The organism is Nitrobacter vulgaris (genome assembly GCF_002028545.1).
Lineage (GTDB): Bacteria > Pseudomonadota > Alphaproteobacteria > Rhizobiales > Xanthobacteraceae > Nitrobacter > Nitrobacter vulgaris.
The window spans coordinates 38064-47696 of record NZ_MWPQ01000002.1; the positions used below are offsets into that span (position 1 = coordinate 38064).

Annotated in this window: 6 protein-coding genes and 1 pseudogene; 3 read left to right on the top strand and 4 right to left on the bottom strand. The window is 57.9% G+C overall.

Annotated features, from left to right (window positions below):
- Positions 1-2 precede the first annotated feature (2 nt).
- From hisF to coaA, 3 genes are all read left to right on the top strand, one after another.
- The gene (hisF, locus tag B2M20_RS00635) at positions 3-779 is read left to right on the top strand and encodes an imidazole glycerol phosphate synthase subunit HisF (protein ID WP_079445179.1); all 777 of its coding nucleotides are present in this window, start codon (positions 3-5) and stop codon (positions 777-779) included.
- A 78-nt stretch (positions 780-857) separates the two neighbouring features.
- A complete protein-coding gene (locus B2M20_RS00640; RefSeq protein ID WP_079445180.1) occupies positions 858-1181 on the top strand; it encodes a phosphoribosyl-ATP diphosphatase in 324 nt (107 codons plus the stop codon).
- Between the two features lie 83 nt (positions 1182-1264).
- Entirely contained in the window at positions 1265-2221 is a 957-nt protein-coding gene (gene coaA / locus B2M20_RS00645; RefSeq protein WP_079445181.1) for a type I pantothenate kinase, read from the top strand.
- 64 nt (positions 2222-2285) lie between these two features.
- On the opposite strand, the gene B2M20_RS00650 is transcribed toward coaA, so the two are convergent.
- The 4 genes and pseudogenes from B2M20_RS00650 to B2M20_RS00665 all read right to left on the bottom strand — a co-directional run.
- Complete coding sequence (locus B2M20_RS00650) at positions 2286-4544, bottom strand: response regulator (protein ID WP_079445182.1); 2259 nt, start codon at positions 4542-4544, stop codon at positions 2286-2288.
- A gap of 333 nt (positions 4545-4877) precedes the next feature.
- Positions 4878-5786: pseudogene (locus tag B2M20_RS00655) on the bottom strand (YifB family Mg chelatase-like AAA ATPase); the annotation flags it as partial.
- Positions 5787-5870: 84 nt separating this feature from the next.
- A complete protein-coding gene (locus B2M20_RS00660) occupies positions 5871-8819 on the bottom strand; it encodes a plasmid replication protein, CyRepA1 family (protein ID WP_079445184.1) in 2949 nt (982 codons plus the stop codon).
- A gap of 66 nt (positions 8820-8885) precedes the next feature.
- Positions 8886-9633 (bottom strand): hypothetical protein (locus tag B2M20_RS00665; RefSeq protein ID WP_210189112.1); only part of this gene is annotated, 748 nt, incomplete at its 5' end.

Consider the following 9633-nt stretch of genomic DNA (forward strand, 5'->3'; position numbering starts at 1 on the left):
CGATGTTCAAGGTCCGTGTCATACCATGTCTTGACGTAAAGGATGGCCGGGTCGTCAAGGGTGTCAACTTCGTGGACCTGCGGGATGCAGGCGACCCCGTGGAAGCGGCGGTCGCATACGATGCCGCCGGCGCCGACGAACTCACCTTTCTCGACATCACCGCAACGCACGAAAATCGCGGCATCATGTTGGATGTGGTTCGGCGTACCGCGGAAGCCTGCTTCATGCCGGTGACCGTGGGCGGCGGCGTTCGCACCATCGAGGATATCCGTACCTTGCTGCGCTCCGGAGCGGACAAGGTCTCGATCAACAGCGCAGCGGTGAGCCGGCGTGAGTTCGTCAAAGAGGCCGCGGAAAAGTTTGGCGACCAGTGCATCGTGGTCGCCATCGATGCCAAACGGGTGTCGAGGGCCGGTGGCGCGGACCGTTGGGAAATCTTCACTCATGGTGGGCGCAAATCCACCGGCATCGATGCGATCGAATATGCGCAGGAAGTGGTGTCGCTCGGCGCGGGCGAGATCCTGCTGACGTCGATGGATCGCGACGGCACCCGCCAGGGCTTCGATCTGCCGCTGACCCGGCGCGTGGCCGATGGCGTTTCCGTGCCCGTGATCGCGTCCGGCGGCGTCGGCAATCTCGATCACCTGGTCGATGGAATTCGCGAAGGCCATGCCACGGCGGTCCTTGCGGCATCGATCTTTCACTTCGGGGAATTTACCATTCGCGAAGCCAAGGAGCATATGGTTCGTGCCGGGTTGGCCATGCGGCTCGATCCCTAACGACTTTGGATCGCATAAGTGCTAGGTATTCAACAGTTGCCGTGTGCCTAAAAGTGCGACCGGACGAGTAGACGGATTATGCCGCGTTTCACGATCCATGATCTTGCTGCCATCATTGACGCCCGGGCTGCATCCGGGGGCGATGCGTCCTACACGCGAAAGCTGCTCGACAAGGGCCCCGTACATTGCGCCAGGAAGCTCGGCGAGGAAGTTGTTGAGACGGTCATCGCGGCAGTCGAGAATGATCGGCATCATTTGATCGCCGAAGGTGCGGATCTCCTGTTTCATTTCCTTGTGCTGTTGAAGGCCAGGGATGTGACGCTGGAAGATGTCGAAGCTGTTTTGGCGCAACGCACGACGAGATCGGGACTTGAAGAGAAAGCCGCACGCAATCGCGACTAGCGTCCGATTCAACTTGAGCATGATCTTTTCCGAAAGCCGGTTTCCACTTTTCGGGATCATGCTCCAGCCCCGAGGCAAGCTTCATGGATTCGCGGGCAGAACAGCAGCAATATAATCCGTATCGGGTTTTCCCCCGTGCCGAATGGGCAAAACTCCGCCACGATATGCCGATGACGCTGGCGGCGAATGAAATCGCCGCGTTACGGTCGATGCATGATCGGTTAGATCTCGTGGAGGTCGAGGAAATTTATCTGCCTTTGTCCAGACTGCTGTCGATCTATGTGGCCTCGATGCAGCGTCTCTTTGTTGCTCAGCGTCAGTTTCTCGGCATTCATGATCGCAAGGTGCCGTATATCATCGGTGTTGCCGGGTCGGTTGCGGTTGGAAAATCAACGACGGCGCGCGTGTTGCAGGCGCTGCTCGCACGATGGTCGCCGCGCCCCAAAGTCGAACTCGTCACGACTGACGGATTTTTGTTTCCGAACGCGGTGCTCGAGCGACGCGGCTTGATGCAGAAAAAAGGTTTCCCGGAGAGTTACGACTTGCCGGTTCTGCTGTCGTTTCTCAGTGACATCAAGGCCGGCCGTGCGCCGGTGCGCGCACCGGTTTACTCGCATCTGACTTACGACATCGTCCCTCATAAGTGGATCGAGATCAGTCAGCCCGATATTCTGATCGTCGAAGGCGTCAATGTTCTGCAGACCGGTCCGCTCCCGCGCGACGGCAGGGCCGTTCCGGTCGTCTCCGATTTCTTCGACTTCTCTGTCTATCTCGATGCCGAAGAGCCGGTGCTGCGCGACTGGTACGTGACCCGCTTCCTTGCCCTGCGGGATTCGGCCTTTCAGGACCCACGGTCCTATTTTAATCGGTACGCGCTGCTGTCGGACGATGAAGCGATCGCAACGGCGATTGCAATCTGGGAGCGCACCAACCGTGCCAATTTGGAGGACAACATTCTGCCGACGCGGCCCCGTGCGAACCTGATCCTCAAGAAGGGGGCCGATCATGTCGTCGAGCAGGTCGCGCTAAGGCGGCTTTAGAGATTTCTCGTGCGCAAAGGTAGGTCTCATTGGCAACGAGACGTGCGCACTGGTGCATGTTACCTCAGGCGGGGACGTGACGAGCGGCCGTCAATCCCGCAAGCGCTTCGGCCAGCCTGTCGCGATCGAGCGGCTTGACGAGAAAGCCATCCATGCCGGCCTCGAAGCAGGCATAACGATCGTCAGTCAGCGTGTTGGCGGTCAACGCCAAGATGGTCGTGCGGCGGCCGAACTGGGCGGCTTCTCGTTCGCGAATTTTCCTGGTGGCCTCAATGCCGTCGAGGGTCGGCATCTGGACGTCCATCAGGACGAGATCGTAGGGCTTACCCGCGGCTAGGGCGGCGTCCCACGATTCCAGCGCTTTCTCTCCGTTTGCGGTGACGATGACGGCATGCCCGAGGTGGGTCAGGAGTGATCGCGTCAAGAGCGCATTGATCTCATTGTCCTCCGCGACGAGAATTGAAAGGCTTGGTGCGGACGTCGTGGTCGATGTCTCGGATCGTTCAGGCCTGTCGCAATCAGGTTGGCCGTTGGTGGTGCGAAGGAAGGTCGAGTCCTCGATCGGCGCAGACAATCGCGCTGCGATCGACGCAGCTCGCAAAGGCTTGACAAGATAGCCCGTAAACGCCGCGGCGCCGGTGGCCTGAAGGTCCTGCCTTGTGGATGGCGTGACCATGACGATCCGGCGCGCCGAATGTTGGCGGGCAACCTGACCGAGCCGCCAGATCTCATCTCTGCCCATCGCATGATCGACAAGCACGGCGTGCCACGCTCGCTCCGGAAGCAGCGCGTGAGCAACTGCGAGGTCCGATGTCGTGCAAGTCTCGGCCCCCCATCGCTCCAGGCGCCGGGCGAGCAGCGATGTCTCGATGGTCTGAGGCGCCACGAGCATGACTGGATGTCCCGCCAGATCCGGCGTGACAAAGCGCTTTCGTTCTGGTGCGCTCTCGTGAGCAGGAAGAGGGATTGAGACCTCGAATGTCGAACCGGCACCCGGCTTGCTCTGCAGCGTGATGCGCCCGCCCATCCGTTTAGCGATGCGATTGCTGATACTTAACCCCAGTCCCGATCCGCCGTAATTGCGCGCAATTTGGTCGTCGGCCTGCTCGAAATCACGGAAAATCCGAGCCTGCGCATCCGGCGCAATGCCAATTCCAGTGTCACGGACCATGAAGCGAATATCGTCGTGCCCGACGCCGGGGGCGACGGTCAGCGCAACGCCGCCGGACGCCGTAAATTTGATTGCGTTGCCTGCAAGATTGAGCAGCACCTGGCGCAAGCGCGCGGCGTCTCCGATCACTTCGGTTGGCAGGGTCTCATCGATATAGGCGGCGATTTCAAGCTGCCTGGCCTGCGCACGCGGCGCCAGCAGTTCGGTGATGTCCTCGATCAGATCGCACAGGATGAAAGGGCGGCGTTCCAGGTCGATCTTCCCGGCCTCGATCTTGGAATAGTCGAGCAACTCCTCGATCAGCGATAACAATGCATCTCCGGATGCCTTCACTGCCTTGACATATGTCGTCTGTTCGGGCGTGAGCGAGGTTTCCAACAGCAATCCGCTCATGCCGATGATGCCGTTAAGTGGTGTGCGAAACTCGTGCGACGTCATCGCCAGGAAGCGCGATTTCGCCTGGTTGGCCGCGTTCGCGTGATCCCGCGCTTCACCGAGCACGCGCTCGGTCTCGGTACGATCGGTGACGTCGCGGCCGACGCATTGTAGTTCTGCCGGATGGTTGGCGTCGATCCGCATCAGGGCTTCGCGCCATGCAATCCAACGGGGGCCTCGTGCGGTTTCGACGCGCTGATCGCAAATTCGCGTGCCGTTCGATTCAATCATGCTCTCGCTTTGCTCGAGAACGGGGAGCGCGAACCGGGTTCCAAGCAGCTCCGCCCGTGATCGCTGAGCCAGGATGCAATAGGCATCATTGACCGAGGTGATGGCGCCGGTCCCATCGCGCAAAACGATCAGATCGCCCTGCGACTCGAAAAGGCAGCGCGCGCGCTCCTCCGCTTCCTTCAGCTCCCAATTGCGATCAGCGAGCGCTTCATTGTGGAGAGCAACTTTGCGAATTTTCTTGCGCATCCTGCGCAAGCGTATGCTCTGGATCGCCAGCGCGACACAAGCGAGCGCGAACAGAAAGCTGATGCCGATTGCGAAGGCGTGAGGGTCGTAATCGGCGCTTCGGCTTCCGGAAATGAAACCGTAGGCACCTCCGAACGCGATTGAAAAGGTCATGAAGGCTCGAAAAGCAACATTCAGCCGGGGATGTTGCCGGATCAGCCCACGCAGGCGTGCCCTCATCCAGAATAATCGCGCTGCCATCGACCTTCCCGAATTTCCTGCAGCGTTCGTCGGAGGCGGTTGCCGCCAACGAAAGTACGCGCAGCGTGTGTGTGTCCCTGTCAGCATGAAAGCATGACATTGCGGAAGTCCTCGAGGGCCACACCGGAAACGGTTCGGATGCGAACAAGGTTAACGAGGTCTTATCGAGACATCACAGGACCGGTGTCGCGAGGCAGATCGGGGCGGCAACTTGCGGATCCGTCGCGGACGGAGGCGAACTGTATTGTTATTTTGAAGCGTTTTCTTCACGCGAGCAGGTCACCATCCTCGGGTCAAGTCCGAGGACATGCTTCGCTCGAAAACGCTATAATGTCAGGCCGCGCGTTTGATGTCGTCGGCGAGCGCGCGATAGGACAGAGCTTCGGCAAGGTGCAGCCGGCCGATCTTGTCAGCGGCATCGAGGTCCGCGAGCGTGCGGGCGACGCGTAGTACCCGGTGATAGCCTCGCGCCGACAAACGCATGCTTTCCGCGGCGTCGCGGAGCAGCTTCAGCCCTTGTGCATCCGGTTGCGCGATGTCTTCCAGCGCGGCCGCCGGGGCTTCGGCGTTGGTCCGGACATTCGTAAGGCCGAGCGCAGCATAGCGCGCTGCCTGAATGTCCCGTGCCGTGGCAACACGAGCGCCGACTTCGGCTGAACCTTCCGACGAAGGCGGCAGAATGAGATCGGAGGCGGTCACAGCCGGCACTTCGATGCGCAGATCGATGCGGTCCAGGAGAGGTCCCGAGATGCGCATTTGATAGTCAGCGGTGCAGCGATCGATGCGGCCGCGCTTGCAGGCATAGCCAGGCTCAAAGGCATGGCCGCAGCGGCATGGATTCATCGCCGCCACCAGCATGAAACGCGCAGGATAGGTCACGCGATGATTGGCGCGGGACACCGCGATCTCGCCGTTCTCGAGCGGCTGCCGGAGCGAATCCAGCACGCGCGGATCGAACTCCGGCAACTCGTCGAGAAACAGGACGCCGTTATGCGCGAGCGAGATTTCACCAGGTTTGGCGCGCGTGCCGCCCCCCGTCAGCGCGGCCATGCTGGCGGAATGATGCGGGGCGCGAAACGGCCGGTGCGAGGTGAGCGCACCGCCGTCGATTGCGCCGGCAACCGACGCGATCATCGACACTTCCAGCAGCTCGGCCGGCGACAGCGGTGGGAGAATCGAAGGCAGGCGTGCCGCGAGCATTGATTTGCCGCTGCCGGGAGAGCCGACCATCAGGATATTATGAACAATTAACCCGAGCCATTTTGGGGTAATGGGACCAATAGATCGAGGGAGGATACTTAACCTAAAATATCGGGGTACTGGCCCCTATGCTGCCGCCACGATTTCAGCCTTGATGTCCTTGTTGCAGCGATACGCCGACGCCAATCGCGCCATGAGTTCGAGTTTTGCCGGATCCAACGCGTAGTACCGGGTGGCCCGTTTCGCTCGCTTTTCTCGGGCGACGGGATTCACCTTAAGGCCCAGGGTCTTGAGGAGCCCATTCAGCTGCCGGACAGGATTGGAGCGCACGTCCCGACGAATGGGAACCCCAGTACGCTCGTGAATGAAATTACGATTCCGTTCACAGAGATCAGCGAACGCTGACAGCTGTTGAACGGTGATTCGGACGTCAGATCGAAATCCCGATTCGTCAGCGATGCCTGCTGCAACCGCGAGCACAGCCATGAGAATCGTCTTATCCCCGGAGAGGCGAGAAAGCTCATCGTCCAGGCTCACGAGAATCATCCGGACGGTTTTCAGAAGATCTTTCCAGCGGTTCTGAAGCTTAGACAACGCTTCAACGCGCTCCAGCAGCCTGTTGTCGTGATTCAAGACCAAAATGTCGTAGGTCAGGTCGACCGAAAGAGCCCGCTGAAGAAAATTGCGCTCGTAGCGGAGGCGCTCCGCGGGAGACAACGTCTGATTTTCATGGAGAATGCAAAGATCCAAATATTCGTCGTCATCCACATCGTCAGCCTCAAGTAGCCCGCGAACGTGATCGCTCCAAAGTCGCTTCTCGGCCTCAGACCGGTCCTTGTTGGGTAGTGACTGTTCGTCGTTCTTTTCGATCTCCCAACCTTGGGATCGTCTAAGATCGCAGAACAATTCAATGAGATTATTCTTTGATGCGCGCTGTGCTGCCACCACGTGCGTATAAATCAACAGCAGCGGGTCGGTGGGATTATATTTTGTCAAACCATCCGGGGCGTAGCCGGTGACCGCGCGAGGGACGACCCTTGCGCGCGCCAGATCGTCGCGAATCACGTCAAAATTGGACGCGTACTGAAACCGGGTGGGGCTGATCCATACTTTGACTTGCCCGGGATTTCGGACGCGCCACAACTGCTGGTCCATATCGGTGTGGGTGTTGACCTTGGGGTAAAAGAAACCAAACACACGGTCGACCTTGCATAGACCGCTCTCCTCAAGGCCCTGTGGATCGGGAAACGTGATGTCAATACCGGTTCCGAGAGACGGGGAGCACATTAAGACCTGAATCTTGAGAATCTCCTCACAGACATTTTGTACAAAATCGATTTCTGCAGGGTCCTGTGAATTGTCCGAGGTGATGACTTTCATCTTGAGGGATGAACCACATTTTTCTCGCAGTATTTCCGCGAGCACTTTGATCTGCTTTTTTGAGTTTGAGGTCACAAAGCATCGCTCTCCACTCTGAATGCTGGAGATAAGCTCCTCCCTGAGCACCTTCTCACTGGCATAGAGTTGCAGCTTCCGTTCTGATTTCTGAGTAAGTGGCTTGTTCAAAATGATGCTGGTGTTGTCACGCCAGTCTTGTGGTCGAAGATACCCCAGCACGTGGGAGGTGAGCATACCTAAGTCGGCATCGAGCGCGACGACGGACTTTGCCCCTTGGATCTCGAAAGCCAGCGCGTCGTAGCATCGCTCCAAGCCACCTTTGGTTTTTGTGATCGTATCGCCCACCAAATGCGAAAACAGCTGCTCCGATTCGTCGATGATCACGAGTTCAAATGGCGGGTCTGTCCGAAAGAATGGTCGCTTACCCTGACATCGATAGACGTAGCTCTCGGTGAAATTCGGAAGGCTGTCGATGCAGACGGCCAGCCTGCTGGGGTTCTTCATGACATGTCCCAGATCAAGATAGTAAGCCAGGCCCAGACGACTTGCCGCTTCTCTGAGCAGCGCGCGTCGATGGCCGACTAATAGGATGGATTTTGGAAAGCCATTCTTTCCAGCGTTCTTCTCGATTTCATGGATAAGCTGTTTCAGGGCAGTTGTTTTGCCGCTGCCCTTTGGGCTCTTAACCAGGGTTATGCCCGGTTCAAATTTGAGGGCCGGCAGGAATCTCTCCTGAATCACGGTGCAGTGGGAATCTGGCGGGAAGAATTCCTCAAACAGGGTCTTGGGTTCCGACGTGCGTTCCGGATTTTCAAGCCGCCGCTGAACCATCCGCTCGAATGCTCCAAAATCATACTGATCGGGCTCAAGCTCCCAGTAGGTCAGCCCGCATGCACGGCAGTGAATTCCCAAGCCGCCCCGAGTCCACGAAGGGACGACGAAAGCGCTTGCATGGCGATCATCGTGATGCGGACAATGGACGCTCGTCCCGGGCTCAAGGTCACCGAGAAATGCCGTATCGCCGCTGGCAAGCATGAGCGGCGTTTCGCTCTTGACTCTCTTGGACGAGTTGATCGCCAGCTTGCTTTTTTGGACGCTTCGGAGCTCCCTGCCGTTCTCGATGAGATCATCGAGAACCTCACGAGGCATCACGTTGTCATAGCTCCACGTTGACGCTTTGCTGGAGCCGAAGAAGCATCGCGCCTTATCGCTGATCGACAGGTCTGCACCTAGTCGAAATGCGAGGGCTAGATTGGCATCGGCCCAATCCTGTGCTGCTAAGATGGATCGTTCCAACGCAAAGACAACCCGCAGGCGATGCTCCGCGTCGGTGTGCGACGCTGTTGTGTAGATGAACGCCGCATTTCCGTTTATGAACGCATTATCTCGGGCTTCATTGATCCTCAAAGTCCCGTCTAAATCCGCGGCGAGAAAGCCAGCGGCGAGAAACTTTTTTCCCTTTCGCTGCCCATCTTTGAATTGCGGTGCAAATGCGTGGCCGTCGGTGACATGCTGGATAAGTTCGGCGACATTGAGCTCCTTTGAATCCCAGCCACTTGCGCTGTGCGCTTTCATGACGCCTTGATCAGGCTTATCGATCAGCGCGGTATTGATGCTGAGGCTCATCCGTGGAATGACGGGCGTGGTTTTAGCCTTGATATCTTTTCGTTGTGACATGACACATCCCTCTGTCCGGACGCGGAAAAGCGTCCGGACAGTTTCGTAGAGAGGTTGTGGTTGGATTTAGGGTTGCAGCCGAGTGGAGCTACAGGGGTTCTTTGCCATTCGCCAACCGGTCTTGTCTCCAAACGGCTGATGAAACTCGCCTGGCTGAACGATCGACTTGAAGTGTGGCAAAGTGTGCACGAATGTCGCTAACGCGAGGGCAATCATATCCCAGTCTGCTGGTCCGGGGCAGCTGTTCACGGCTGCTGTGATCGCGCAATAGAACGCCTTTTCAATATCGGAATCTGCTTCCGTGAGGTGGAGGCAATGCTGGACTAACGCTGATTCGATTTCAAAACCCGCGCTTTCAACGATCGCGCGGCCTGCGTGAATGAAATCAAGACCCGGCGGTCGCAGTTCATAAAGTCTATCACGCATGTATTCGCGATTGACTCGAACGAACTCTGAGTAATCTTCCTTTGTGCGTTCGAGATTGATGGCTTCGAGCCAATTGCATCGACGATTATAATCTTCAGGATCAATGGATCGCATCATCCGGACGACTACCACACCCGTGTCCTGTTCTGACTCTTGCTCTTGAGAACCATCCCCCCAGCTGGCTTGAGCCCTGAACGCGTCGGTTAGGTCGAACCGCTTCGGAGGCTCTCCCTTTGGAATCGTTCGTCTAATGCCGTTTTGTGTCATTCGGCATGCAAAATTGACCCCGTAAGCCGGGGGATCGGCGTCCAAAATTGACCCCCTACAGGTTGGCTGTTGCGCTGCCTGCTTTGTCATGAAGCAGGTGGTCGGGGATGCTGATCGTGGA